Annotated in this window: 20 protein-coding genes; 10 read left to right on the forward strand and 10 right to left on the reverse strand. The window is 45.1% G+C overall.

Annotation, left to right across the window (positions count from 1 at the left end; all coding sequences use genetic code 11):
* The first annotated feature begins 32 nt into the window (after positions 1 to 32).
* The 3 genes from GL182_RS17845 to GL182_RS17855 all read left to right on the forward strand — a co-directional run bounded on the left by GL182_RS17845 (position 33) and on the right by GL182_RS17855 (position 3,430).
* On the forward strand, positions 33 to 1,229 hold the full coding sequence (locus GL182_RS17845; protein ID WP_163381147.1) for an Nramp family divalent metal transporter: 1,197 nt from the start codon (positions 33 to 35) through the stop codon (positions 1,227 to 1,229).
* A gap of 101 nt (positions 1,230 to 1,330) precedes the next feature.
* Positions 1,331 to 2,347 (forward strand): NAD-dependent epimerase/dehydratase family protein, encoded by a 1,017-nt coding sequence (locus tag GL182_RS17850; RefSeq protein ID WP_163381148.1) that lies wholly within the window; start codon positions 1,331 to 1,333, stop codon positions 2,345 to 2,347.
* A 3-nt stretch (positions 2,348 to 2,350) separates the two neighbouring features.
* The gene (locus GL182_RS17855) at positions 2,351 to 3,430 is read left to right on the forward strand and encodes a dihydrodipicolinate synthase family protein (RefSeq protein ID WP_163381149.1); all 1,080 of its coding nucleotides are present in this window, start codon (positions 2,351 to 2,353) and stop codon (positions 3,428 to 3,430) included.
* On the opposite strand, the gene GL182_RS17860 is transcribed toward GL182_RS17855, so the two are convergent.
* On the reverse strand, positions 3,415 to 5,223 hold the full coding sequence (locus GL182_RS17860) for an SGNH/GDSL hydrolase family protein (RefSeq protein WP_163381150.1): 1,809 nt from the start codon (positions 5,221 to 5,223) through the stop codon (positions 3,415 to 3,417). The two genes, GL182_RS17855 and GL182_RS17860, sit on opposite strands and share 16 nt — an antisense overlap.
* Positions 5,224 to 5,446: 223 nt before the next feature.
* On the opposite strand from GL182_RS17860, the gene GL182_RS17865 reads away from it, so the two are divergent.
* The gene (locus GL182_RS17865) at positions 5,447 to 7,579 is read left to right on the forward strand and encodes a hypothetical protein (protein ID WP_163381151.1); all 2,133 of its coding nucleotides are present in this window, start codon (positions 5,447 to 5,449) and stop codon (positions 7,577 to 7,579) included.
* Positions 7,580 to 7,836: 257 nt separating this feature from the next.
* On the opposite strand, the gene GL182_RS17870 is transcribed toward GL182_RS17865, so the two are convergent.
* The 4 genes from GL182_RS17870 to mtaB all read right to left on the reverse strand — a co-directional run bounded on the left by GL182_RS17870 (position 7,837) and on the right by mtaB (position 13,506).
* Positions 7,837 to 8,544 carry a DUF1080 domain-containing protein gene (locus GL182_RS17870; RefSeq protein WP_163381152.1) on the reverse strand — a complete coding sequence of 236 codons (708 nt, stop codon included), beginning with the start codon at positions 8,542 to 8,544 and terminating at the stop codon, positions 7,837 to 7,839.
* Between the two features lie 19 nt (positions 8,545 to 8,563).
* Positions 8,564 to 9,922 (reverse strand): neutral/alkaline non-lysosomal ceramidase N-terminal domain-containing protein, encoded by a 1,359-nt coding sequence (locus tag GL182_RS17875; RefSeq protein ID WP_163381153.1) that lies wholly within the window; start codon positions 9,920 to 9,922, stop codon positions 8,564 to 8,566.
* Between the two features lie 80 nt (positions 9,923 to 10,002).
* Positions 10,003 to 12,060 (reverse strand): BNR-4 repeat-containing protein, encoded by a 2,058-nt coding sequence (locus GL182_RS17880; RefSeq protein ID WP_163381154.1) that lies wholly within the window; start codon positions 12,058 to 12,060, stop codon positions 10,003 to 10,005.
* Positions 12,061 to 12,183: 123 nt separating this feature from the next.
* Complete coding sequence (mtaB, locus tag GL182_RS17885; protein ID WP_163381155.1) at positions 12,184 to 13,506, reverse strand: tRNA (N(6)-L-threonylcarbamoyladenosine(37)-C(2))-methylthiotransferase MtaB; 1,323 nt, start codon at positions 13,504 to 13,506, stop codon at positions 12,184 to 12,186.
* 234 nt (positions 13,507 to 13,740) lie between these two features.
* Between mtaB and GL182_RS17890 the strand changes: the two genes are divergently transcribed.
* Positions 13,741 to 15,903 (forward strand): glutamine synthetase III, encoded by a 2,163-nt coding sequence (locus GL182_RS17890; RefSeq protein ID WP_205603685.1) that lies wholly within the window; start codon positions 13,741 to 13,743, stop codon positions 15,901 to 15,903.
* Between the two features lie 308 nt (positions 15,904 to 16,211).
* Here the strand turns inward: GL182_RS17890 and GL182_RS17895 are convergent, their stop codons facing one another.
* Together GL182_RS17895 and GL182_RS17900 are read right to left on the reverse strand one after the other, a co-directional pair.
* On the reverse strand, positions 16,212 to 16,628 hold the full coding sequence (locus tag GL182_RS17895; protein WP_163381156.1) for a hypothetical protein: 417 nt from the start codon (positions 16,626 to 16,628) through the stop codon (positions 16,212 to 16,214).
* Between the two features lie 152 nt (positions 16,629 to 16,780).
* Positions 16,781 to 17,788, reverse strand: a complete 1,008-nt coding sequence (locus tag GL182_RS17900) for a zinc-binding alcohol dehydrogenase family protein (protein WP_163381157.1) — start codon at positions 17,786 to 17,788, stop codon at positions 16,781 to 16,783.
* A 274-nt stretch (positions 17,789 to 18,062) separates the two neighbouring features.
* On the opposite strand from GL182_RS17900, the gene yiaK reads away from it, so the two are divergent.
* Genes yiaK through GL182_RS17915 form a run of 3 tightly spaced genes read left to right on the forward strand, consistent with a single transcriptional unit; the run spans position 18,063 to position 20,608 of the window.
* Positions 18,063 to 19,079, forward strand: a complete 1,017-nt coding sequence (yiaK, locus tag GL182_RS17905; protein WP_163381158.1) for a 3-dehydro-L-gulonate 2-dehydrogenase — start codon at positions 18,063 to 18,065, stop codon at positions 19,077 to 19,079.
* A 58-nt stretch (positions 19,080 to 19,137) separates the two neighbouring features.
* Positions 19,138 to 19,641: an AAA family ATPase gene (locus GL182_RS17910; protein ID WP_163381159.1), complete on the forward strand. Its 504-nt coding sequence runs from the start codon at positions 19,138 to 19,140 to the stop codon at positions 19,639 to 19,641.
* On the forward strand, positions 19,631 to 20,608 hold the full coding sequence (locus GL182_RS17915; protein WP_163381160.1) for a phosphotransferase: 978 nt from the start codon (positions 19,631 to 19,633) through the stop codon (positions 20,606 to 20,608). Before GL182_RS17910 ends, GL182_RS17915 begins: the two co-directional genes overlap by 11 nt.
* Before the next feature lie 17 nt (positions 20,609 to 20,625).
* Here GL182_RS17915 and GL182_RS17920 read toward each other — a convergent pair whose 3' ends face one another.
* Together GL182_RS17920 and GL182_RS17925 are read right to left on the reverse strand one after the other, a co-directional pair.
* The gene (locus GL182_RS17920; protein ID WP_163381161.1) at positions 20,626 to 22,092 is read right to left on the reverse strand and encodes a pyruvate kinase; all 1,467 of its coding nucleotides are present in this window, start codon (positions 22,090 to 22,092) and stop codon (positions 20,626 to 20,628) included.
* A 97-nt stretch (positions 22,093 to 22,189) separates the two neighbouring features.
* Entirely contained in the window at positions 22,190 to 22,990 is an 801-nt protein-coding gene (locus tag GL182_RS17925; protein WP_205603686.1) for a phytanoyl-CoA dioxygenase family protein, read from the reverse strand.
* A gap of 435 nt (positions 22,991 to 23,425) precedes the next feature.
* On the opposite strand from GL182_RS17925, the gene GL182_RS17930 reads away from it, so the two are divergent.
* Both GL182_RS17930 and GL182_RS24325 read left to right on the forward strand, forming a co-directional pair.
* Positions 23,426 to 24,265, forward strand: coding sequence for a metallophosphoesterase (locus GL182_RS17930; RefSeq protein ID WP_163381162.1), 840 nt, complete (start codon positions 23,426 to 23,428; stop codon positions 24,263 to 24,265).
* A gap of 128 nt (positions 24,266 to 24,393) precedes the next feature.
* Positions 24,394 to 24,603 (forward strand): GDCCVxC domain-containing (seleno)protein, encoded by a 210-nt coding sequence (locus GL182_RS24325; protein WP_163381163.1) that lies wholly within the window; start codon positions 24,394 to 24,396, stop codon positions 24,601 to 24,603.
* Between the two features lie 196 nt (positions 24,604 to 24,799).
* On the opposite strand, the gene GL182_RS17940 is transcribed toward GL182_RS24325, so the two are convergent.
* Positions 24,800 to 26,182 carry an MBL fold metallo-hydrolase gene (locus GL182_RS17940; protein WP_163381164.1) on the reverse strand — a complete coding sequence of 461 codons (1,383 nt, stop codon included), beginning with the start codon at positions 26,180 to 26,182 and terminating at the stop codon, positions 24,800 to 24,802.
* Between the last annotated feature and the right edge of the window lie 72 nt (positions 26,183 to 26,254).

The following is a 26,254-nucleotide window of genomic DNA, read 5'->3' on the forward strand; positions in this document are numbered from 1 at the left end:
CCAATTTTTGTAATGAATAACTCCTATAACCTGTGATCATTCGCTGGATAAAATCCCTGGGTCCCGGATTGATTACTGCTGCGCTGGTATTTGGTCCGGGAAGTCTGACCATAACCTCTAAATTGGGCGCTGTCTATGGCTACCAATTGCTGTGGGTGATTCTCGCTGCAGTGGTACTCATGCTGACCTTTACTGGGATGGGCGCCAGAATAGGGATGGCATCTGATGCATCCCTGATTAGCTTGTTTAGAAAAAAGTGGGGAAATGCTGCGGCATGGATTGCCGGGTTTGGGCTTTTCTTTGTGACAGCTTCCTTCCAGGCAGGGAATACGGTAGGAGCCGGGCTTGCCCTTTCTGAGTCACTTGGAGGTGCCAATGCCTGGTGGATCACTGGTATCTCCCTGTTGGCGATTTCCTTGTTGTTTTTCAAAAGTTTTTACAAGGTATTGGAAAAGGTCATGATTTTGATGGTAGCTGTGATGTTGGTTTCCTTTCTTCTCACACTTATATTGGCCCCTCCTGATTGGAGACAGGTGTTTTCAGGCCTGGCTCCATCTATTCCGAAAGGTTCCTTTGTTTTGGTCATCGCCCTGGTAGCATCCAGTTTTTCTATTGCAGGAGCATTCTACCAGTCCTATCTGGTTCAGGAGAAGGGCTGGCATACCTCTCAGAAGCGGGAAGCACTTACCGAAAGTTTTACCGGGATACTGGTCCTGGGTATCATTTCTTCCATGATCATGTTAAGCGCAGCAACTATTTTGTATCCGAAAGGTGTGGGCGTAAGTTCTGCAGGAGATATGGGCCTGGCTTTGGCACCGGTTTACGGTCAGTTTTCTTTTCTGGTCTTTATGGTAGGTTTATTTGGTGCTTCCTTTTCCTCCTTACTGGGTAATGCCAGCATAGGAGGCACCCTCCTGGCCGATGCCCTTTCTTTGGGTAGGGACTTGAATAGCTTTTCCGTTAAATTACTGATTTCCCTGGTCATTGTTATTGGAGCAGCTGTGGCGCTTATATTTGGCCGTTTGCCACTGGAACTGATTGTTTTTGCCCAGGGAATCACCATTTTTGCCGTTCCATTTATAGGCCTGGGCCTGTTTCTGATTGGAAATGATAAGGAAATAATGGGGAAATTGAGGAATAAAAAGCCCTCCAATGTCCTTGGCCTTATCGGTTTACTGGTATTGCTTACCCTGGCTGTCAGCAATGCAGTAAATTTGTTTTTCAGCTGAGAATAGTAAAAATTGCATTTGTAATAAAATTGAAATATCATGAATCCATGAAATTGAGCCTGCCTACCGGCAGGAATCTGACCGATGAAAAAAAATAGGACATGAAATCTGTAGCAGAACTTGAAGAAAAACTCAGCAGGCCATCCTTGGCTCTTATGGATGACTTAAGGCGAATGGAGGGGGATATCATCATTTTAGGGGTGGCAGGAAAGATGGGACCCAGCCTGGCAAAACTGATCTTAAGGGCTGTGAAAGCTGCTAATTTGAATAAAAAGGTGATTGGAGTATCCCGTTTTTCTGACGCTACCACAAAAGCCGATTTACAGGATCATGGACTGCAGTGTATCAGTGCCGACCTGCTGGATGACGAATCCTTACAAGCCCTCCCGGATGTGAAAAATGTAATTTTTATGGCCGGAAAAAAATTTGGAACTTCCGGAGACGCACACACTACCTGGGCCATGAATGCCTATCTTCCCGGACGCGTGGCAGAAAAATTTAAAAACTCCCGCATGGTAATTTTCTCCAGTGGAAACATCTATCCGTTTGTTCATTATGCTTCTGGTGGAGCCACCGAAGATACCCCTCCGGAGCCTCTGGGAGAGTATGCTCAATCCTGTCTGGGCAGGGAAAGGGTATTCGAGTATTTCAGTCACCGCTATGGTGTACCCATGCTCATTTATCGGTTAAATTACGCCATTGATCTGCGGTACGGAAATTTACTGGAAATTGGGAAAATGGTCTATGAAGGGCATGCCATTGACCTGAGCAGCGGACACATGAATGTGATATGGCAGGGAGATGCCAACGAGGTTGCTGTACGTTCCCTTTTGCATGCCACCTGTCCTCCAAAATTGTTGAACGTTACCGGTCCTGAAACCATCAGTATTCAGCAAGTGGCCCAAAGTTTTGGGCGTATTTTTGATAAAAATCCGGTTTTTAAAAATGAGCCGGAGCCTTATGTTTTACTTAACAATGCCTCCCGCTGTCACCGCATGTTTGGATACCCAGGGACCTCCCTGCTTGAAATGATAGAAATGACAGCCGAATGGATACAGCAGAAGGGAGAGACTTTAGATAAACCCACTCATTTTCAGGAAAGGAAAGGAAAATTTTAATTTATGAACCCTCTAGATCCCATAAAAAACAAGTATCTGCAAGAAGGCTTGGTGATTCCGGCCCATCCCCTGGCCCTTAAAGCCAACAGGAAATTAGATGAAACCCACCAAAGGGCGCTCAGCAGGTATTACCTGGCCTCAGGCGCAGGGGGTATGGCGGTAGGCGTTCACAGCACGCAGTTTGAAATCAGGGACAAGCAATATGGACTACTGGCTCCGGTGCTTAAAATGGCCATGGAGGAAGTTCAGGCAGCAAAGCCGGAAAAGCCTTTTTTAATGGTCTCCGGGATAGTTGGCGATACCGATCAGGCACTGGAAGAAGCTTACCTGGCCAAAAGTTTGGGATATGATTTGGGCCTGTTGAGTGCGGGTGGACTGGGTGACTGGTCAGAAACGCAACTGATAAGGAGAGCAGAAAAAGTAGCGGAGCTGATACCGCTCTTTGGGTTTTACCTGCAACCCTCTGCAGGAGGGAGGTTGCTCAGTCATGAATTCTGGAAGGATTTTGCAGCTATTCCGAATGTGCATGCGATAAAGATGGCACCATTTAACCGTTACCAGACCCTGGACGTGGTTCGGGCCGTATGTGCATCGGAAAGGAAGCATGAAATAGCCTTGTATACCGGAAATGATGACAATATTGTAGCTGATTTACTCAGCTCATTTTCTTTTATGGTCGATGGACAGTTGGTTACCAAAAGAATCGTTGGGGGATTGCTCGGGCATTGGGCAGTTTGGACCAGCAAGGCAGTAGCACTATTGAACAGGGTGAAGGACTGCCTGGATAGGGATGAAGGTGACATGGCCGATCTGCTGGCGCTGGGTGTACAGATTACCGATACCAATGCCGCTATATTTGATCCTTCCCACCAGTTTAAAGGGTGTATTCCCGGTATTCATGAGGTTTTGAGGCGCCAGGGTTTGCTTCAGGGAAGGTGGTGCCTAAACCCGCAGGAAGTCCTTTCACCGGGACAAATGGAAGAAATAGACCGGGTCTATTCGGATTACCCGGAATTAAATGACGATGATTTTGTGAAAAAGCACCTTTCTGCTTTTTTAAAACCCCGTCAGGGGGAAAGGTAATACTCAAAAAAGGAATAGATGATTTCGTTGGATTCCGGGTTGGGTGCGTGGGTTTCCCGATTACTCATGCCGACCCGGTTTTTTACGCCGAAGAGTTCGTTAGCGCGCAGGCTGTAGTTTAATGGAACCCAGCGATCCTGTGGATCTTCGGCTCCTCCCGATACCAAAAATGGACGGGGTGCCATCAACACGTGAAGTTCATGTAAGTCCATCTTTTTCTCCAGTAATTCAGGGTAAAGCCCCATTGCGGGATTTTTCTCGGTAGGTAAGCCCCTTTCCCTCCAGGGAGGCGGATGATAGCCCAAATACCAGGGTTCCCAATAGTTGATATTGGGTTTGTCTTTTTCAAAGACTATGCCCGGGTCTGACCAGGCAGCCGCAGCATATTTTTCAAACAAACAGGAGGCGAACATCGCCCATTTGCCACCATAGGAATGGCCTGTGATGCCTATCTTGTCCGCATTGACTTCAGGTAGTCCTGCGAGCAACTGCCAGGCGTTGGCTGCAGCGTAGGCCAGCATGGACAGGGGCTGTACCGTGGCACTGTCTATGTGAGGGTAATACAGGGAATAGGTTTCATTTTCAGTAGTTTGTGTGGTACCCAATGAGAGGGTGACAAAGCCCCGTTTGGCCAATTGCAAGGCAAAATCCCTGTCAGGCAATCCTTTTCCTATGGCTGTTTCAGGCTCATAATATACCGTTACCACAGCAGGCTTGTTTTTGGCGCCATAGGGAACCAGTAAATACCCCTCTGTCATTTGTCCGGGAACCCATTCAAACCTGATCTTTTTTTGTACAAAACCTTCCTCCTCGACCGTATGCAGTACTTCGAAAGTAGGAGCGGTGATCAATTCCGGCCATTCCCCCATGAGCATGTGCCACTTTTTGAGTATTTCTTTTCTTCTCTCCCGCCAGTCGGCCAAGTCACTGACCACCGTTCCATCCTCAAAAACAAATGGGTCACTGAAATCTCCTTCCACGTCTTCGTATTCATAGGGCAATGAAAAGTAGGGAGCCAATTCATCCCATTGGATCATTTTTTTCAGGTAGGCAGGAAAGGTTTGTCCCTCACTGGTACCGCTGCCTTCCATACCCTGACCATAGATAATGCTGTCGCCAAAAAAGACCAGTTTTTTCTTTTGGCTGATTTTATTGCTTGTTACCAGGAATTCAAAAACCTTTTCAGCAATGATCTGATTGCCTTTGCTGGTGGGATGCACCCCATCGGGTTTTCCCGAATTCGCCACATTCATTATCAATGAACCTTTTCCAGGATTTGGTGATTTTCTTTTGATAAATTCCTGGTGTAGATCAATCACCTTTAGCCCATTTTCCCTGGCCAGTTCAGCGATGATTTCGTTTGCTTTTCTTATTTTGACCAAAGGAGGTGAGTCGAAAAAATCCAGCTCATACCTGTTGGATATGGCATTGGTATCTACAGGAGTAAGGTTAAGCAATACGGTTTCTATACCTGCTTGCTCCAGTTTGTTAATGATTTTTTGATAGGCTTTGCGATAGGTGCCATAGTCCAGAAATTTATGCAGGTTGATCATGTCGTGTATGCCCACCATGATAAAAACCATATCCGGGTTTTCGCTGATGACATCCCGGTCTATCCTCGCCAATAGGTCCAGAGAATTGTTGTTGCCTGCCCCCTTGTTGATGATACTCCATGTAGGTGCAGGGGCTTTTGCTTCCAGTAAAGTGGAATCCTTCAAAAAAACCGTACGGGCCAGTGTTAAGCTAAAACTGGCCAAAAGAAAGCCGAAAAGGAAAAGATATTTGAAATGCATTTTTAATGATCTGAAACATATTTTTTTAAATTTAAGAATTTCAATTTTAATTCGCCATATAAAAATTATTATTTCGCTTCACATCCTAAATATTTGTCAGCCAATATTTTATAATTTAAAATTAATCAGGGTTTTTTACCATTAATTTCTTCCAATGACTGATTTCAGAAATGGGAGGATAAATGTATATTGCCTTACATTTTCAATCCATTTTGCCCACTCTATGTTAAGACTCTGTTTTATTCCGTTGATGCTCTGCGTTTTGTTTTCCTGTACTATCCCTGATTCCAGGCGAATCCATGTGGTGGGTCAGTCCAATAACGATTTATTGAAATGGCTGGATAGCGAAGGTTTTCAACTGGAATTTCATGAGGATCCAATGGAAGCCGTTGACCGGATGTCCAGGGGGGCTACTTTTTTGATATTGGCAGGAAATTATCCCAGGGAGCGGGTAGCTATTCCGGAGGGTTTGATTGCCTCATTAAAGGAAAAAGAAATACGGTATTATTTGGAGTATCCGGAAGATTTTGTTGGCTTGGAAAGTACGGGAGAAATATTGCAGACCAGGCTGGAAAGGGGCGTGGTGGTGACAGGTGATTTTGGAGATCAACTTCCACCAATGCGGATTCTGGGAATTAACGATTGTCATGTTATCCCTGCAGAGGTAGAGGATCCCATGTTGGTGCTGGCCAAAGTCGCAGGATTAGACCATGCGGCCTATGGGCTGGAGGGAGTACCCGCTTATCCGCTCCTGTATCAGAAGGATTCCGGATTCGTTGCATTGACCCGCCTGTCGGAATTTGCAAAAGGGCGCTTTGGACCTCAGAACCATTGGAAAGTCCTTTGGGGCCACCTGATAAGCCAGCTTACAGGAGAGCATTCACTCACCTATGAGGCCTGGCCCAGGTACCTCGAACCAACATTTGATGAAACCAGTGCCATCGGGGATGAAGACAAGGTCAATAGCGTAAAAAGGGGAGTGGACTGGTTTTTTAAGGGTAATTTTTTCATTCATAAGGATTGGAAGGAAAGGTGGCTGCAGTACCAGGGGGATGGTACCAACCCTGTTGGACCACCGGTACCAGGCTATTTGCCCACGGGAGATGGCACAGAAGGCCTTTTGGAAGGGCATTCCTCCAATATCTACCATGATGGTAGCCAACAATACCGCTACTGGATCAGGGCAGATGTTCAGGGTGAAGGGGCCTATGCCCTGGCGGCTGCAGGCAGACTTTTGGATGAAAAGGAATATGATAAAAGAGCAGAAAACCTGATGGAATTTTTATTCCGGGAAAATTTAAGGGGAGGTCCCAGGAGCCACCCGGATTCCGCAGCTTTTGGACTAATAGGCTGGTCACATACCCACCCCCATGTCTATTACGGAGATGACAATGCCAGGGCCATATTGGGCGTGTTGGGAGCCATGGCTCACCTCGAAAAGCAGGATTGGAATTTGGAAATGCTGGAAGCCATATTGGGAAATTTCAGGACTACTGGTAGCAATGGATTCAGGATTAACCGCATAGAAAACCAGGACCTTCAAAGACAGGGATGGAAGCATTACTGGAACAGGGATATCGTCAATCCAGCCCCACATTTTGAATCCTGGATGTGGGCGGTATACCTTTGGCTTTACGACAAAACCGGCTATGAGCCCCTATTGGAAAAGACCAAAACAGCCATCAGGATTACCATGGAGGGCTATCCGGATGAATGGTTGTGGACCAATGGGATTCAGCAGGAGCGGGCACGGATGATTTTACCCCTGGCCTGGCTGGTCAGGGTAGAAGATACGCCCGAACACCGGGAATGGCTGGACACTGTGGTAAGCAAACTTTTGGAGAATCAGCAAGCCAACGGCGCAATCAGGGAAGAACTGGGGGGCAGCGATAAGGGCAGGTATGGCAGGACTCGGTCCAATGAGGAATATGGCCTTCATGAGGCACCCCTGATTTTTGAAAATGGGGATCCTATTGCAGACATGCTGTATACCAGTAATTTTGCCTTCTTCAGCCTCAACGAAGCGGCCCATGCCACAGGAAACCCGCAATACCAGGAAGCCCTGACTAAACTATCCGATTTTTTAACCAGAATTCAGGTCAAAAGTAACCGTTTTCATGATCTAGACGGGGCCTGGTTCCGGGCATTTGATTACGATAAATGGGAATTCTGGGCATCAAATGCCGATGTGGGCTGGGGGGCCTGGGGTACCCTCACCGGCTGGACCCAAAGCTGGATTGTAGCCACACAGGTTTTGGTCTTGCAACAGCAAAGTTATTGGGAATTAACAAGCGGTTCAGGTATTGCAACCCATATGGAAGATCGGCTGGATCTAATGCTGGAGGATTACCGGTAAATGATCCAGCCCATTGAGGGACTTTAACCCGGGTTATTTATTAGGTTTAGTTAGGAACGCCGAAATTGCAAGAAAATCAGGCAGTTTGGAAACCAGCACCGCTATGGTGAAGTTGAAAACTGCAGCGAAGTGACTGATTTTGAAATAATTTCAATCTGCAATAGGATTCCTAATGCATATTAGGGTTTAATTTGCCAATTTAGATGGGTATTATTTCATGCCTTCCCGGAATAGGAAAGGATCAGCCGGCCAAAAGTTCAGAACCTTTTGATTTTGATGTTTCTGAAATATACTTTGTCACCATGGTCAGTGATAAGGATGTGCCCCTCTTCTAACTCCCCGTAACGAACATCATCTTTGAATTTGTTCCCCTGCTTTTTTTTCAAAAAATCCTTGCTTCCCCGGGTATAGGTTACCACCTTTTTTCCATTCAACCAATGGGTGACCTTATTTCCCCTGGCCACAATTTTTCCTGTATTCCACGTGCCATGTGGTTTAAGTGTTTTATTTTTTGGGGGATAAAACAGATAGGCAGCGGCTGTTGAGCTCAATCCATTTGGATCTTCCTTTATTCCCGGGTAATTGTAGTCATCAATGATCTGGTACTCGGGGCCGTTGACCATCATGTTGCCGGTTTTTTCGTGGTATAGGGTGTCCACAAAATATTTGATACCGCTATTGGCACCTTCGGTCAGGTTGAATTCAAATAGCAATTCAAAATCGCCGTATTTTTCTTTGGTGATGATATCCCCACCACCCTTGCTCTCCAGAAATAGCAGTCCATCGGCCACTTTCCATCCCTTGTCCGGAAAGGCATCATGCTGTTTGCCACGCCATTTATCTACTGAACTACCATCAAACAGCACTTCATATGTCTCTGATTGGGCCCATATAGTTGAAATGGGCAGGGAAATACAGGTAAGCAGTAAAAATAACAGGCTTGCTAAAGATTTTGGGGAATTCATATGGGTTTTCATTTTATGGTTATTTACTTTTTAAGGGACTGATTTGGATTTGTCTGGCCAGGGTATCAAATGCGTCCAGAATTTGTTCTTCCAGACCCGGTTTCCAGGCATTTGGAAGGCCATAGACCATCTGGGAACTGTAACCTTCATAACCTCCTTCTTCCAGAATTTTTTCTGTAGGAATATAGCCCATCACATCATTGCTGTATGCCATCACAAATATGTCCGGGCCATATTTTTCTTTTAACTTGTTGGCATAGCCAATGGTGGCCTCTCCTCCCATATTGAATATGGTGTACTCTCCGAGTTTTAGTATTTGCAGGGGAAAAGGATGGGAAGTGGGGATGGGTTTCTGATCTTTTATTTCCTCCAACATCCGCAAGGCCCAGGTTTTCATGTATCCCTGCTGTTCGGTGACCATGTTTTTCAGTTCTTCCCTGCCCGGAGGAGGCTGAAGTGCCAGGTCGATTTCCTGGTATGCATGCTGAATAGCCGATGCTAAGGGAGTCATTTTTTCAGCCAATACCTGATCTACAGCGGCTGCAAGTGTATTTCCATATTGAACAGCCAGGGATAGGGATCTTCTGGGCAGGGGATTCTGGTCTCCTGCCGCTCCCTGGAAAAACAGGGCCATGGCCCCGGGATGGTTGGTTTCCAGTGCTTCCTGGGCATACCCGGGGAAGTCTCCTGACCATTGATAATCGCTTAATACGGTCGGGTGACAGGCATATCCAAAAAGAATATGGGTCAGTCGATCCTGCATATCGCTGATTTTGATCACCGGAACGGCATGATCCATGGGGCCTTTTAGCTCCGTAAGTAAATGGATGTCACTTTCTTTATTGTTTCTTCGGTTGACCTGAAATCGGGCAGTACCTTTGCCGGAATAGAGCTTGGATGGTTTCATGTTTGCCAGGGCTTTACCCACACTTTCTACCACGGTTTTTTCCAGTTTTTGGCTATATGCTGAAATGGCCCGCCGATCTTGATCCTTCAAAGGGTAAATGTCAAACAGTGCTGCTTCCAAAACCGGACCGGAGTGGGTATGCGAACTATTTAAAATCACCTGTGACCTGCTCAATCCGTATTGCTGGTAAATGGCCGTGCGGATGTCGTCAGACATGCGTTTCGGAAAACCCAACAGATCTGAACTGACCATTATGACCCGATTACCTTGCTGGTCTTCCAGTGCCAGGACTTTGAGCCAAAGGTCCCCGTACTTGCCTTGTGCAGGCTGATCCCTTGATGCGTAGCCAGCCATCCACAAGGGAGATTCTGGGGTGATCCTGGATTTGTGGCCACCTACTTTCCAGGAATAGCTGCTTTGACCTGAAGCCGGAGATGCCATGGACAGCAGCAGGAAAATGAAAAAGGTCATGGTAACGGAGCGTATTGGAATTAATAAATTAGATTTTATCAGGGATACCATTTTTTGGCTGTTTCGGGGTTTATTGGAGTTTATTTTAAGGACCATTCGATGGCATTTTCCAGGAGTTGGAGAAAAGAAGGGTGGGTGAAATCGGTAGGATAGCCCAAAGAGGTGTAAAACACCCTGCTTTGGCCTGATTTCCTGGTGTATGCCAGGGGGGCATTTTGTCCGGCTGAACTGCCAGATAGCAGGACTTTGGCCCTGGGGTCTAAACTATTCTCCATCAGGTATATATTTCCCTGGCTTATCCAGGACTGCCGGGGAATGTTTTTTAAAAGACCCCTTCCAAACTTTTTTTCAGGCAGCACCCTGGTTATTTCTTTTGCCGGTCCATAGCCTTTGTTTACATGGCCCAATACTTCGGGTACAAAGTCCCACCAATCCTCATATCCAGCAGGTATGGAATCCTCCCGGACAGAAAAAGCATGGTTGGCAGTTCGGATTCCCAAAACCGGTTTGCCCGCTTCAATGTGTTTTTTGATCATGGCCATTTGAGCATTGGAAAGGGCAACTCTCCTTAAAAAAAAGACCAGTAAATCACAGTTTTCAATTTTTTCCAAGCCGGGTAGATGAAAAGCGTTTTGATCACCCTCACCCATAATGACCTGGGTTTGGTATCCCTTTTGTTTGGCCAGCTTCATGGCAAAATAAGGAACGGTCATATCTGCCGCATAGTTGTCCGGGTCCCTGTTGATGAGAAAGGTGATGTTCGTTTTTTTAGCTTCCTGTGTTTTCTTTTGTTGGGGAAGAACCTTTCCATACACTTTTAATTGATAGTCCCTGTAGCTGCTGTAGCGACCGGTAAGCCAAAGGACTACTTCCCTGTCCTGATCTGCCAGTACAATGGGCCGGATATTGTCTTCTTTGGATTGATAGGTAATGGGGCTGAATTGCCAGCTGCTGTTTTCGTCCAACCTTTCTGCCCTGAAGATTTCATACCTTCTTTCTCCGTCTACCAGCATGGCTTTTCCGGATACCGGATGGACATCTGCCGAAAAATAGAGCACATTTTTATCCGCAGGATGCAGACTGATCAGTCCGGTGTATTCATTTTCTCCTGGATAAAGTCTGCTGCCGGCAAAAGCGATTTCCTCTTCTATCCAATCCCTGCCGTTCCAACGGGCATAATGATAGCGGTGGTCATTTCCTCCTAAGGAGGTATTGACGGTTTCACCCCTGCTTATGGGGTCTTTGGTAACAGAGAATACAAAATAGGGAAATCCTGCCTCATCCAGCTGCATGTCGCTGGTCCAGGCCACATCTGTTCTGGTATTGAGGTCTCCATCGTAGACAAGGGTAAAATCAGAAGGTTTTAAACTGCTGGTATCGGCAGTACTCAAGGGAGCTACCAGGCTGCCATCTGAGCGGTAGGCATTACCATTTTCGAGATATCCGTGGTATATGTTGTTATTGAAATGCCGGGGGTGGCCATCCGTGGTAATGAAGTGTATTCTTTTTTCCCCGTCTGAAGCATATTTGAGATAGGACCGGCCCTCAAATTGAAATAACCTCCCCCCAAACTCCCAGGTGTCTCCCTCATCCATGGAGCGCAGGTAATGTGGGTTGTTTTGATTTCCCCTGAAAAAGTTAAAGGTCTCGCCGGTAGCCTTCAGGTGAAAGAGATTCGCATAACAAACCCTTCCATTGGTTTCAAATACCGATTCTTCCTGCCAATTATCGATATTCAACCCGGAACTGGTGCTTCTGTACCTCACCAGGCTGTCTATACTGTGTCCGGCATATACGGTGAGTAATTTACCATCGGGCCTGAGCATTAGGGCACCAACATTGTGGTCATCTGGGGGCAGTGTGCCTTCGGTCAGTACCTTGGTAGAGGTTTGGTTGTCTTCCAGATTCCATTCACTAACGGTATTGTAACCTGCAGCAGTGACTCCGGTAAAAAAAACCTTGTCTGCTATCAATAGGGCCCGCTTATCCTGAAACCAACACCAGCTGCCGTCTTCCGACAACAGGACAGGTTGAAAAGGATCTTTTGGCTCAACAGTAGCAGTTTGTGAAAAGCATAAGGTAAAATTGGCAAAACAAACCAAACAGGCTAAAATTGCCTTGCATGGAATAACAGGCATCAAACAATTTTTGATCAGGGATATCATGTGGTTAATTTAAGTTATCCTCATGAAACCAGCATGGGAAAAGGGATAAAATACTTTAAAAAAAATACCAACGGTAAAAATAGAAATGAATTCCCCCTATCCGTGGGCCATCAAGCCATTTTCGGGTTCAAAAACTTCTACCGTTCCTTTTTCATTGATGCCAGCTAAAGTGACTTCCTTTATTTCGTTGATCAGAAGCGGATCATATTTGGCACTGATCCTGATATAATTTTCAGTAAAACCGTGCATTTTACCCTCTTCGATGTCCTCTTCAAAAAGCACCTGGAAAGTTTTGCCTAAATTTTCTTCGTAAAAGGCCCTCCTTTTCTTTTCAGAAAGAATCCGTAGCATTTTCGACCGTTTGTTTCTGATTTTCATGGGGACAACATCCTCCATTTCCGCTGCCCGGGTATTGGCCCTTTCTGAATAGGTGAAAACGTGGAGGTAGGAAACAGGTAATTCTTTCAGGAAGTTGTAGGTTTCCAGAAACAAGGCCTCAGTTTCTCCTGGAAAGCCCACAATCACATCTGCCCCGATACAGCAATGTGGCATCAGGCTTTTGATTTTGTATACCCGGTCCTCATACAATTCACGCAAGTACCTTCTACCCATCTTCCTCAGCAGGGTATTGCTCCCCGATTGCAATGGGATATGAAAATGGGGGACAAAGTGCCTGGAAGCGGCAACAAACTGAATGGCCTCGTTGGTCAGGAGATTGGGCTCAATAGATGAGATCCGGAACCTGTCAATTCCTTCTACCTGGTCCAGGGCCCGGATCAAATCCAGAAAGCTTTCCTTTCTTTTGCCATTCTCTATTCCAAAATCACCAATATTTACGCCGGTAAGCACCACCTCTTTGACATCCGTTTGGGCTATTTCTTTTGCGGTGCCAAGAATGTTTTCGATGGTATCACTTCTGCTTTTCCCCCGGGCAAGGGGGATGGTGCAGAAAGCACACCCATAGTTGCAGCCATCCTGTACTTTCAGAAAAGTCCGGGTTCGGTCATGCAGGCTAAAAGCATGGTTGAAATCCTTTGCCTCTTTGATTTCAGAGGCATACACTTTGGCTTCCTGATTAGCAGCAAAACCATCCAATAATTCGATGAGTCTGAACTTTTCTGCAGCACCCAACACGGCATCCACCCCTGCGATCTCAGAAATTTCCCGGGGTTTTAGCTGGGCATAGCAACCAATTATAGCAACAAACCCATCAGGAGAGATTTTTTTGGCTTCCCGGACGATTTTTTTACATTTTTTATCCGCATTTTCGGTGACCGAGCAGGTGTTGATAATGAAAATGTCCGGTTTATCCTCAAAACCTACTTTTTCATACCCTTTATTATCGAACATCCTGCTGATAGTGGAGGTTTCGGCATAGTTTAACTTACAACCCAGCGTATAAAATGCTACTTTTTTCAAACTTCAAGCCATTTAATTTTGTAGGGCAAAGGTAAGGAATATCAGTGAGTTTTCCATTTTTGTAAAATTTCGTATCCAAACCGGTTTTTTTTCTTCATATGATGGATATTTCTGCTTTACTTGTTGTCAAATGTGTAATTTTAAGCAGATTGGCCCCTATTTTTCACCATTTTTGTTAAAGACTCATTTATTTTTCTATTTTTGTAATTAGTTTTTAAACCATAAACTATAACAATGGCAACATTAAGACAAAAAGCATTAATGAAGGTTCAGGGCAGACCACAGGTTTCTGCCGTTGCGCCCTCTTTAAAAATTTCCGATTATTTTGGATCGCAGGTTTTTGGCTTGAAAGAAATGCAGGAAACCCTGGCGACTCCTGTTTTCAAGAAGGTCAGTACAGCTATCGAAAAGGGGACAAAAATTGATATGTCCACCGCAGATGAGGTAGCAACGGCTGTAAAGAGCTGGGCGCTAGGTAAAGGGGCTACTCATTACACCCACTGGTTTCAGCCTTTGACCGGATCCACTGCAGAAAAGCACGATACTTTCTTCGATGCCATGTCAGGCATGGAGAAATTTAAGGGAAGTGCCCTGGTTCAACAGGAACCTGACGCTTCATCTTTCCCCAGTGGTGGTATAAGAACCACTTTTGAAGCCCGGGGATATACCGCATGGGATCCCAGTTCACCCATCTTTATTTTCAATCAGACCCTTTGCATTCCAACCATTTTTGTTTCTTTCACAGGGGAAGCCCTGGATTTCAAAACCCCACTCATCAGATCAACTGAAGCCATCAACAATGCTGCAGTTGAAATTTGCCAGTATTTCGATCGGAATGTAAAGAAAGTGAACCCTTCTTTGGGAGTAGAGCAGGAGTATTTTGTCATAGACAGGGCCTTGTATGCCACCCGCCCGGATCTGGTCATGGCAGGGAGAACGGTTTTTGGCCACAATCCGGCCAGAGGTCAGCAACTGGACGATCATTATTTTGGCTCCATTCCTTCCAGAGTAAAGGAGTACATGAAGGACTTTGAAATAGAAGCACTCAAATTGGGGATTCCTGTTTCTACCCGTCACAACGAAGTGGCTCCTGGTCAGTTTGAGGTGGCACCCCTTTTTGAAGACATCAATAAAGCCACCGATCATAACCTCTTGTTGATGGATGTGATGGAAAAAGTGGCTGAAAAGCATGGGCTGAAGGTATTGTTTCACGAAAAGCCCTTTGCAGGCTTGAATGGTAGTGGAAAACACAACAACTGGTCCCTGATTACGGATACAGGTGTCAATCTTTTCCAACCCAGCAATTCAGCCAGAGAAAACCTGCAATTCCTTTGTTTTCTGGTAGCCACCCTGAAAGCGGTTTACAAAAACGCAGACTTGCTGAGAGCCAGTATTGCTTCTGCAGGTAACGATTTCAGGTTAGGAGCCAATGAGGCACCTCCTGCCATCATATCAGTCTTCCTGGGATCTACCCTTACTGGAATTTTGGACGAGCTGGAGAAAAACGGCAACATCAAAATTGAAAAAGGTGACAATATGTATATGAAACTTGGAATTTCTAAAATTCCTGAAATCATATTGGACAATACCGATCGTAACAGGACTTCTCCATTTGCCTTTACCGGAAATAAGTTTGAGTTTAGGGCAGTAGGTTCCAGCGCCAATCCAGCCGGTCCCATGACAGCCCTTAATGTGATTGTGGCCGATGTTTTAAAGGAGCTTAAAAAAGACATCGACAAGGAGATCGAAGCAGGTAAAGAGAAGAAGATTGCTATTGTGAATGTATTGAGGAAATACATAAAAGAAAGCAAAAAGGTCAGGTTTGAAGGAGACGGCTACTCTGAGGAGTGGGAAAAAGAAGCCGAAAAGAGAGGACTTTCCAACCTTAAAAGTACAGCAGAAGCACTGGACGTATTGTTGTCCAAGCAGGTGGCTGACTTGTACAAGCGGCACAATGTGTTGAATGAAAAAGAACTCCACGCCCGCCATGAAATCAGACTGGAAAACTACATCATGAAAGTCCAGATTGAGTCCAGGGTTATGGGAGATCTTGCCTTGAACCACATCATTCCAACAGCCATCCGCTATCAGAACAAGCTCATTGTCAATGCCAATGGTCTGAAAGGACTGGGGCTTGATCACAGGGCAGCAATTGAAACCATAGAGGAAATTTCAAAGCATATCGAATCCCTTAAATCAAATGTTAGTAACATGATTGAAGCCCGTAAGCGGGTCAATAAGGTGGAGGATATAACTGAAAAAGCCAAGTTGTACAGTTCTGAAGTAAAAGATGCCTATTTTGATAAAATCAGGTATGCAGTAGATAAAATGGAATTGCTTGTTGATGACGAGTACTGGCCATTGGTTAAGTACAGGGAAATGCTTTTCCTTAAGTAAAGACCATTATTTCTATTACAATAAAATAAAGCCCGGAAGTATTTCCGGGCTTTTTTCATTGAATTGCCTGAAATCATCCTGTGGGGTTGAATCTTTAGCCTTTTCAGTAATCAAAAAACCTGTTGGATAAACCTGTTGCTATTGAAGAAGCCGTTTTTTAATTCCTAAAACCCTAAAGACTGCATTGAAAAAAAACCCGGTTTTGCAAGCAGCAGGGATCTGCTAAACGAGGTTGGTAAATAAGCGACCAGTCTAAGGCTTTCTACTCCAGGTCCCTCTGGCAGAACACATAAAAGTACTCAAAAACATCAATAGGTGTAAAGGGGGATATACCAGCTCATCAACTTGTCTTCAAACTTTGACAGGCAATCTGTGTTTTTTTCCACCCTCATTTTTCTTCTGAGGACTTTTTCCAGTTTTCTAAAATCAATGGCATGCCTCTCCGGATCACTTTCACAGATGAAGTATAGGTCTTGCACATTTCCCCGAATATCAATGTAAACCCTGCTCTGGATTTTAATGTTGCGAAACAGGTTTTTGGTATCCTCATCAAAATAGGGGGCGATAAGGTCGAAATTCAATTCTTTACTCAAAGCCATGGAAGAACAATCCAGGCTAAGTCTTTCGGTATCTATCTGCGTATAATCTTTACCTTTCGTTTTGACCACATAGGCCCGGTTGGTTTTCAATACTTCATAATCTCCCTGAACTTGCCCATATGTCATGAATGGGTAAGTTACCAATCCTAAAATAGTGAGTAACAACAGCAATAATTTATTCATAATCGAATCAAATCAGCATTCAATCTGGAAATTTTCAAACTGAATCACAAAAACCTATCCATAATCGGCCTAAACGTTTTATTAATGGTTGGTAATTAAAAAGTTATCATGGCTTTGATCACCTGCATGGATGGGTCAGTGAGTTGGGAAAACCGCTCCGGTACCTCATCAAATGGTAAATCATGGGTATGGTACTTTTCGGTAGGGAATTTTTTCTGCGATAAAACTTTTATTACCTCAAGAAAATCGGCCTTGGTCGCATTTCTGCTGCAAAGCAAGCTCAGTTCCTTTGCGTGGATAGAAGGGTGGTGGAAACACAACTGATCCTTGTAAAGCCCTACCAGAATAAAACTTCCTCCATGCCCTGCAAAATAAGGCCCGGATTCCATGGCTTGTTTGTTTCCGGTAGCATCAAAGACGACCTGGAAAGCGCTCGAAAAATTGGTTTTTTTCTCCGGGGCTGATTCCATCTGCTTTGCATCAATGGTTGTCCCGGCAAAAAAATAGTCTTTTGCCAATTGAAGGCGATTCCTATTGGTGTCGAGGGCTGTGACCCTGGCTCCGGCAAGGTGGGCAAATACCATAATGGCCAATCCTATGGGGCCACAACCCATGACCAATACCTCATCCCCGGTCTGAATGCCAGCTCTCTTGACCGCATGTGCAGCAACGGAGAGGGGTTCCACCATGGCCATTTCCTCCCAGCTCAGTTGGGGACAAGCAAGCAAAAGGTCTCCGGACAGGGACATGTATTCCTGCATGGCACCATCGGTATGTACTCCCAAAACCTTTAGGTTTGAACAACAATTGGTTTTCCCGGATTGGCAGGCACTACATTTTCCGCAGTGGAGGTAGGGAATCACGACTACCGGGTCTCCCGGCTGAAAAGGAGACCCATTGGTCTGGCTGACGGTTGCGGCAATTTCATGCCCCAAGATGCGGGGATAGGTAAAAAAAGCCTGGTTTCCTGCAAATGCATGTAAATCTGTTCCACATACCCCGATTTGCCGGATCCTTATTTGTACCTCTCCCGGTTTTAATGGAGGGATACTGATATTTTGATGTATTAGGGAGCCTGGTTGCTCACAACTGATTGATTTCATGTTTTTGATTCAATGGTATTCTAGGATGTAAAAGTAAAGAAAGCCATCCTAAGACCAATATAACTTGCCATAAAACTGAGCAGGCAGCCATGCCTGAAGCATGTCGGAAATGAATTTTGTTAACCTCCTGCCAGGCTTTACCATTTCCCAGGTGAAAGAAAGTTGGTTTTACCAGGTAATGGCAAAGGTTGGGATTGATTGAACTGAAATCTTTTTTCAGCTAAAAAAAATCATTTAATTAGTAAATTGAGTTTTAACATGTATCCTTAGAAAAATGGAAAATAGTATTCGCATCCCGTACAGGCAATTGACAGCTACATTGGAGGAAATTCTGAGAAAAACAGGATTTGATGCTGAAAAAGCCACTGTCTGTGCTTCCCTCTTTGCCAAAGCCAGTTTGGATGGGGTGGCATCTCATGGCCTGAACCGCTTTCCGTCTTTTCTCGAGCAGGTGGCCAAAGGGCATGTGAAGGCTGATACCATTCCTGTCAAGGAGTTTTCCTTGCCCGTGATGGAGCGTTGGGACGGAAGACTTGGACCTGGCATGTACAATGCCCATTTTGCCATGGAAAGGGCGATCACCATGGCTTCAGAAAATGGCCTGGGATCAGTGGCCATGAACAATACCAACCATTGGATGAGAGCAGGGAATTATGGCTGGCAGGCAGCGGAATCAGGTTGCATAGGCATTTGCTTTACCAATACCATTCCCAATATGCCTGCCTGGGGGGGTAGTGAACCAAAATTAGGTAACAATCCGTTGGTAATGGCTGTTCCTTATGGGGATGAAGCTGTCGTGTTGGACATGGCCATGACCCAGTATTCCTATGGGAAAATGAGTATTTTCGGGAAGGAAGAAAAATCAATGCCGCATCCGGCGGGCTTTGACAGCAAGGGAGCCCTTACCAAAGACCCCCTTTATGTATTGGAAAAGCAGCTGGCTTTACCCATTGGGTTATGGAAAGGGGCAGGTTTGTCTTTGATGTTGGATTTAATGGCTGCTGGCTTATCTGATGGAAAGACTACCCGGGATATAGGCCAACAGGGAGAAGAATACGGAATCTCTCAGTTTTTTTTATGTTTTCATATGGAAAAGTTGGGAATTGACCCCCTGGAATTAAAAAACAAGGTAGATGGGGTATTGGATGATTTAAAGGCTTCAAATGTGTTTGAGGGCATGGAAGTAAGCTATCCGGGAGAAAAATCCTTTCAAAGAAGAAAGGAAAACCTGGCTTTCGGCGTACCGGTGGCCACTGATACCTGGACAGAGGTTTTGCAAATGATTAAATAGGTGCGGCGGATGATTTCCATCAGACCCTTGGTTTCTATCTGAAAAATATAGCTGTATTATGTTGGTATTGGTAATGGGTTTACCCGGATCAGGGAAAAGTTTTTTTGCCAAAAGGTTGGCTGCTGTTACCGGCATGACCTATCTAAACAGCGATCAGGTAAGAATAGAAATGGGTGTAAGGGGCAAATACAGTGAAGAAGACCGCCAAAAAGTTTACGCTGCCATGGCTGCCAGGTCTGAAGAAAGGTTGGGCCAGGGAGTATCGGTTTTGGTGGACGCCACTTTTCAAAGACAGAAAAACCGGATCGATTTTCAGCAACTGGCCAGCAGGAAAGGCCATCTCTGGGCTGGTATCCGGGTGTGGGCAGATGAAAATCTGATAAAAAAGCGATTGTCATCGGAAAGGGAAATGAGTGATGCGGATTTTTTGGTTTACCAGAAATTGAAAGCTGATTTTGATCCGCTCGAGGGAGAATACCTGCCTATTCAATCTGAGGATGGCTGCATTGAAAGCATGATACAAGAAGCACTTAAATATTTGAAACGATACGATGAAGGCTAAAGATATTCAAAAACTGGCCTCAGAAGGATTGTATTTGGGCCGCAAAGTAAATGGGCAGGTCCTCGAAACCCACATTTCCTGGCTTATCATAAGTCAAAAGTGGGTCTTTAAAATCAAGAAGCCGGTCAAGCTTTCTTTTCTGGACTATTCTACACTTGAATCAAGAGCGCATTTTTGCGAAAAAGAGATTCAATTGAATGGTCGTTTTTCGTCCATTTATATCCGGAGCTGTCCGGTTACCTGGCATGAAGGAAGTTGGGTATTGGATGGCAAAAAGGGTACGATTTACGATTATGCCGTGCTGATGAAGCGTATCCCGGAAGAATTTCGAATGGATAAGATGCTGCAAATGGGTCAAGGCTCTGACCTACTGATAGCTAAACTCGCTAAAAAAGTAGCCTTTTTTCATCGCAGGCAGCCGGTAGAGGAATCCACTTTCGATATGAATGAAGCGAAAGCCCTTTTTAACGATATCATCCACCCGGAGTTTAGGTATAGTTCCGAACAGGCAAAATTTCTTCAGAAGGCTGTCCAATGGAGCGATGGCTTTTTGGAAAAACACGAGCAGCGATTTAAAGAAAGAGCCCGGCTGGGTTGGGTGAGGGATTTGCACGGGGATTTACATACGGGTAATGTCTTTCTGACCGATCCCCCGGTAATTTTTGACTGTATAGAGTTCAGCAAAAGGATACGGACCATAGATTTTTTGTATGAAGTGGCTTTTATTTGCATGGATTTGGAGCGTTTTGGCAAGGAGCACTGGGCAACTTATTTTCTGGAAACCTATCTCAAGAGTATTCCGGTATTTGAGCCAGACAAGGATGAGGCAATTTTCACTTATTTCAAATGTCTGAGAGCCAATGTCCGTGCCAAGGTTTTAGGTCTGGATCCTGCCAGAAATAAACAGAAAAAAGAAGCCCAAAACGCCTATTTTCAATTGATGGAGCAATACATGAAGCAACATTGAAAGCTTTGTAGAGACGACTAGGATGATTGGATGAATGTCTGGGCCATGGACAGGGAGCCAAGGGTAAATCTTTTTTTATTTCGACTGCCACTGGTTCGAAGCATGATTTCTTTGAGGCTTTCCAGTACGGATATAGTGTGTTCTCCCTTGTTGATCATGATGCACTCGGCCAGGGAGGCCTGGATGGCATCTGTTATTTCTGACCGGGTGGGCATCCCGGATTTTTGGAGGTTTTCCAGAACCTGTGTGGCCCATACCACAGGTACATGTGCTGCCTCGCATATCCATAGTATTTCTTCCTGAATTTCCCCCATCCGTTCAAAACCAATTTCTACTGCCAGATCTCCCCTGGCAATCATGATTCCAAATGGGGGGTTTTTCATGCCTTCCAGAAGCAATGCCGGTAAATTGCTTACCGAATCAGGAGTTTCAATTTTGTAAACAAGAGAAGGGAAGGGACCATCAATTCTCTGCAACGCTTCCCGCAGGTTTTGGATATCTCCAGGGTTTTTTACAAAGGAATATCCCAGAATGTCTGCATGGCGGCAAATAAAGGGCAGACAAGTCTTGTCATAAGCTGTCAGGGACGGAATGTCCAGGCCAGTGTCCGGAAAATTAATTCCTTTCTCAGATTTGATCCGGCCTTTTTTGGAAGAAACCCGGTCTATGGTAACCGCCGCCCTTCCGGGTCCCGTTTCGCTGACCCTGCCAGCGATTTCACCATCATCAATGAGGATACGGTGTCCGGGTGCCAATGAGGAGATAATGCCTTTTTCGTTTGGGTGCAATACGATCTGCTCATCCGTAAAATGGTCCATGGTTTCCGATAGCCAGATGGTATCTCCAACCGCAACCTTCACTTTGCCTTTCTTTTTCCCTTTTCCAAGCAACACGGTTCTGATTTTCGGCCCTGCCAGATCCATGTGGATTTTACAACTCTTGCCGGTCTTTGTCTCTGCCTTCCGGATTTGATCGATCATGGATTTCCAGACATTTTCATCATCGTGGGCGCAGTTTATCCTGGCGACATTCATGCCGTGAAGCAACAGGTTTTCAATCAGGTCGGGATCAGTTGCAAAGGCACTGTCAAAAGTAACCATTAGTACAGGCAGGCCAGCTTTGTCAGGCTTCCCAAATAGCAGGCGGCTGTTTTCCTTTATTTTTTCCTTGCTATAGGTATAGGTACAGGGGTTGAGTTGATCCTTTTCGTAGGCCTGACCCAGTCTTTCGCGAATGGTTTGAATTTGCCGGTGGATGTGGTTTTCCGAATTAGACAAGGCGGAGAGGCCGTACAGATGCAATTGTTCCTGCAGGACCTTCCGGTCTTCGCTTCGGAAGTACAGGTACTGTATCAGGTTTTCGGCCGACACCCCTTGTGCTTTCGGGAGGGATTTCAGGTAGATCTGACGGTGTTGAGTGGCCTGAATCAGGTTTTCTTCCAACTCTCCCAGTTCCTGGTTTAGTTTTTCCAATGCAGCTTTCATCAAGGGTAAATATAGAATTTATTTTGCTTATTTTTTCAATAAGGGTTGGTAATGGGCATAGGGAAAAACGCCGGGATTTGCCAAAAGAAGACTTCCACTATTTATTTGATTTTGATTCCTTACCCATACCCAACCGAATAGCCGCTTCTACGGGAGAATAGTCGCCAGCGGTTTCCATGACAGACAAGTCAACTTTTAACATCAAGGGCGGTTGGGCCATAAACCTGGGGGCCTGTCCTTTGTGGGCCTGGGCTGCATGAACCAGAAAAGGGTGGCACAGGTAAATCGTTCCAGCTTTACCGGTAGCATAGACTTCCTCCCGTTCGGGCAGCCCATTTATTTGACTTGACAGTTCCATAAAGGAAAGACCTAAATCCCCTTTGGCGGACAATAATTTTGCAACGTCCAGGTGAGACCCTTTAAAAATGATCGTAGGAGCGTCGTTTTCGCTGACATCGGAATACAGGAGCAGCATCAATAAGGCCCTCCCTTTAGATTTCACATTGATACGCCATTCCAGAAAATTGTTTGGGTCATTGCCTGGAAAGCTTGCATCTACATGCTTACCGGTATCAGGTGCTTGCTGATCAGATGGAAAACGAACCGGAAATGTGCCTACACTTTTACAAGGAATCCATTTGCCTTCTCCAATCAATTGATCAAAAATGGCATACAATCTTGGCGAGTTCACGGATTCAATAAAGGGCTGTTGGCTGTACATTCCCAGACGAATAACGGGTTCCTTCCAGGATTTTGGATCTGACCTGTCACACGGAAGGTCTTTCCATAGAATGCCCAGGGCCTTATCGGCAATATGCCGGGAAAAAGCTTTGTCTATGCGCACAAAACCATCTTGGATAAATTGGGTGATTTCTTGTTTACTAAGTAATATTGACATGATTTTATGGGTTGGCTTCAAGCCCATCCGCAGCAATACCGGCCTGATTAAAGGCAATGAAGTAATGGATTAAAAGAAGAAGTACGCTATGTATTTAAAATAGCGCATGTCCCAGGAGGGGAATTTAAAAAGGGTATTGTAGCATGACAGTTACACACATGCGGTAAATTTACAATAAACCGGTCAAACAAAAAAGGCCGACAGCAACCTGGTCTAGCAGATAAAATTGGGCAGGCTAAAAATCGATAAAAGTGAATAAACTTTTAAGGACTCCTGTTTTTAAGTATTTTGCAGGCTGAGTTCCATTTAGCAGGGGCTTTGTCCAACGTACTGTATTAAAAAAATTAGAAAAAATGCTTTCTTAAGGGCTAATACCAAATACATTCCATTTTCAACCTTCATTCACCGGGCGCAATGTTTCATGACTATAATCAAATGATTTCAGGGTTTCTTACGTACATATCCATACTTTTCTTGCTGGTTGCCAGCCTGTCCTGTGCCGAAAAACAGCCGGAAACCTTCTCTTTTGTTCAACTATGCGATACCCAATTGGGAATGGGAGGATACGAACATGATATCCAAACGTTCAAACAGGCTGTCCGGCAGATAAATAAACTGGAGACGGACTTTGTGGTGATTTGCGGTGACCTGGTGCACGATGCCAGTGACAGCAGCTATACTGATTTTAAAAACATCCTGAATGGCCTGGACGTAACCAGTCACCTGGTTTCAGGAAATCATGATGTAGCCAACATTCCAACGGATACCACACTGGATTATTATCGGAAAACCATCGGCGAGGATTACTACCACTTCGAGCATAAAAACCACTCTTTTGTGGTGACGAATACGCAGCTTTGGAAAGTTGAGGTGGCAAATGAATCAGAAAAACACCATGCCTGGTTTGAAGAAACCCTTAAGAAGCAGGGCGAGAGACAGCATCCTGTGTTTGTTTTGGGACATTACCCTTTGTATACCGAATTACCCGATGAGGAGGACCACTATTACAACCTGCCCCTACCTGCCAGGAAAAGGATATTGGAATTGTTTATCGAAAACAATGTAGTGGCCTACTTGTCAGGGCATACCCATAAATTAACGATGAATAATTATGAACATATCCAATTGGTGAGCGGGGAGACCACAAGCAAAAATTTTGACGACAGACCATTGGGATTTAGGGTTTGGCAGGTTTCAACTGACAGCATTACCAATAAGTTTGTCCCCCTTGAACTTGCAACCGCTGATTCCATACGGAGTTCTTCTTCAAATTAACGGGTAGACCTTGTTTATGTAAGGCACCTTGACCAAATGCACCGGCCGGATAGCTAGCTGCATGAATAAGAATACCGGATGCCTGGTTTTGGTTCTGAACCCTTGATGGGGCGAAAAGTAAAAAAGAAATGAAAATAATAAGGCAATCAACGATCAGCTGCCCCTACTGCGGATATCAAAAGAAAAAAACCATGCCTACTGATGCCTGTGTCTATTTTTACGAATGTGAAAACTGTAGGAAAGTATTGAAGGCAAAACCAGGTGATTGTTGCGTCTATTGTAGTTATGGGACAGTAAATTGTCCCCCGATACAATCCGGTACCAATTGCTGTCGGTGACAATGAATACGTTTAATTTTTAAAAGGCGAAACCTAATCTCTGGACTGAAAGCCGATTTGGTGATACACCTTCCCGAAAGGTCCTGAAATACCCAATGCAAACGCTTAAGGTATCAGGGGCTTCTGGAATAACAGGATAAAGGCATAAAAAAACGGGACAGCCTGAAACTGTCCCGTTTTTTAAAACATGCTGCCGTTAGGATTTGCTCCAGTCCTCCCAGCCTCCGGCATAATTGACTACATTGTCAAAGCCATTGGCCCTTAGCAGGGAGTAAGCAATGGCCGCACGGCCACCACTTTGACAATGGACGATTACCGGTTTGTCTTTGGAGACTTTATCCAGGTTTCGATCCAATTTTCCAACGAAGAGATTTTCCGCCCCTTCGATATGACCTTTTTTGAATTCAGATGCTCCCCGTACATCTACTACCTGCACATTGCCACCTTCTAATTTGGCTTTCACTTCTTTTTTATCGATGGCCTGGTAACTTTCCAGGTTCTTTCCTTCAAAGTCGGCCAATTGACCGGGAGTAATGAAACCATGAATATTATCCAATCCGATTCGCATCAGTTTACGGGTCAGATCTTCCACATCTTCCTCTTCTGCGATCAGTACAAAAGATTCCTCATAATCCATGTACCAGCCCATCCAGGTAGAAAAGGTGTTGGTGTTCGGGATATTCAGCGATCCCTGAAGGAAACCTTTGGAGAAAGCCTCCGGTGTGCGTACATCGATGATTTTTAAACCTTCTTTTTTGGCCTTTTCAAATGCCTCCTGAGACAGGTTTTGAATTTCCGGGACTTCCGTCAACAGCTTACGGTCAATTTTGTTAAGCTTTTTCATCATGGCAAAATACCGGGGAGGTTCCGGTTGGTCGGCCAGAAGCTCCTGACGAAAAGCTGCCTTATCATCCAGCATTTGCAATGCCCAGTTGCGGATTTTTTCGTAGCCTACTGTGGACAGGGGCACTGCCCCCAGGGATTTACCGCAGGCTGAACCTGCCCCGTGGCCAGGCCAAACCTGAATAAAATCCTGAAGCTTATTGAATGTTTGCAGGGAATCAAACATCTGTGCCGCACCGATATCCTGTGTGCCCTTCAGACCGGCTGCCTGTTCCAGTAAATCTGGCCTACCCACATCTCCTACGAAAACAAAATCTCCGGTGAACAACATTACGGGTTCCTGGCTGGCTGGTTTGTCGGTTAGCAGAAAGCTGATACTTTCCGGAGTATGGCCTGGGGTATGCAAGACCTCAAAGTTAAGGTTACCCAGTTTGATATGATCCCCATGCTTTAGTTTGTTATGGGGGAATTCGTATTTCCAATCCTTATCTCCCATATCGGAAAGGTACATTTCTGCGCCAGTCAATGCTGCCAATTCCCTGGATCCACTCAGGAAATCTGCATGGATGTGCGTTTCCAGAATATGGGTAATTTTCATATTGTTGGCTTTGGCTATCTCCAGATAGGTATCCACATCCCTTTTAGGGTCAATTACAGCGGCTACGCCACCTGCCTGACATCCGATCACATAACTGGCTTGTGCCAGACTTTTGTCATATACTAATTCGAAAAACATCGCTATTTTTTTATTTTATGGTTAATTCATTGTCCAAATAGGTGATCGATCTCGATGATCACCCAAACATAT

Source organism: Cyclobacterium sp. SYSU L10401 (assembly GCF_010993705.1).
Taxonomy (GTDB): domain Bacteria; phylum Bacteroidota; class Bacteroidia; order Cytophagales; family Cyclobacteriaceae; genus Cyclobacterium.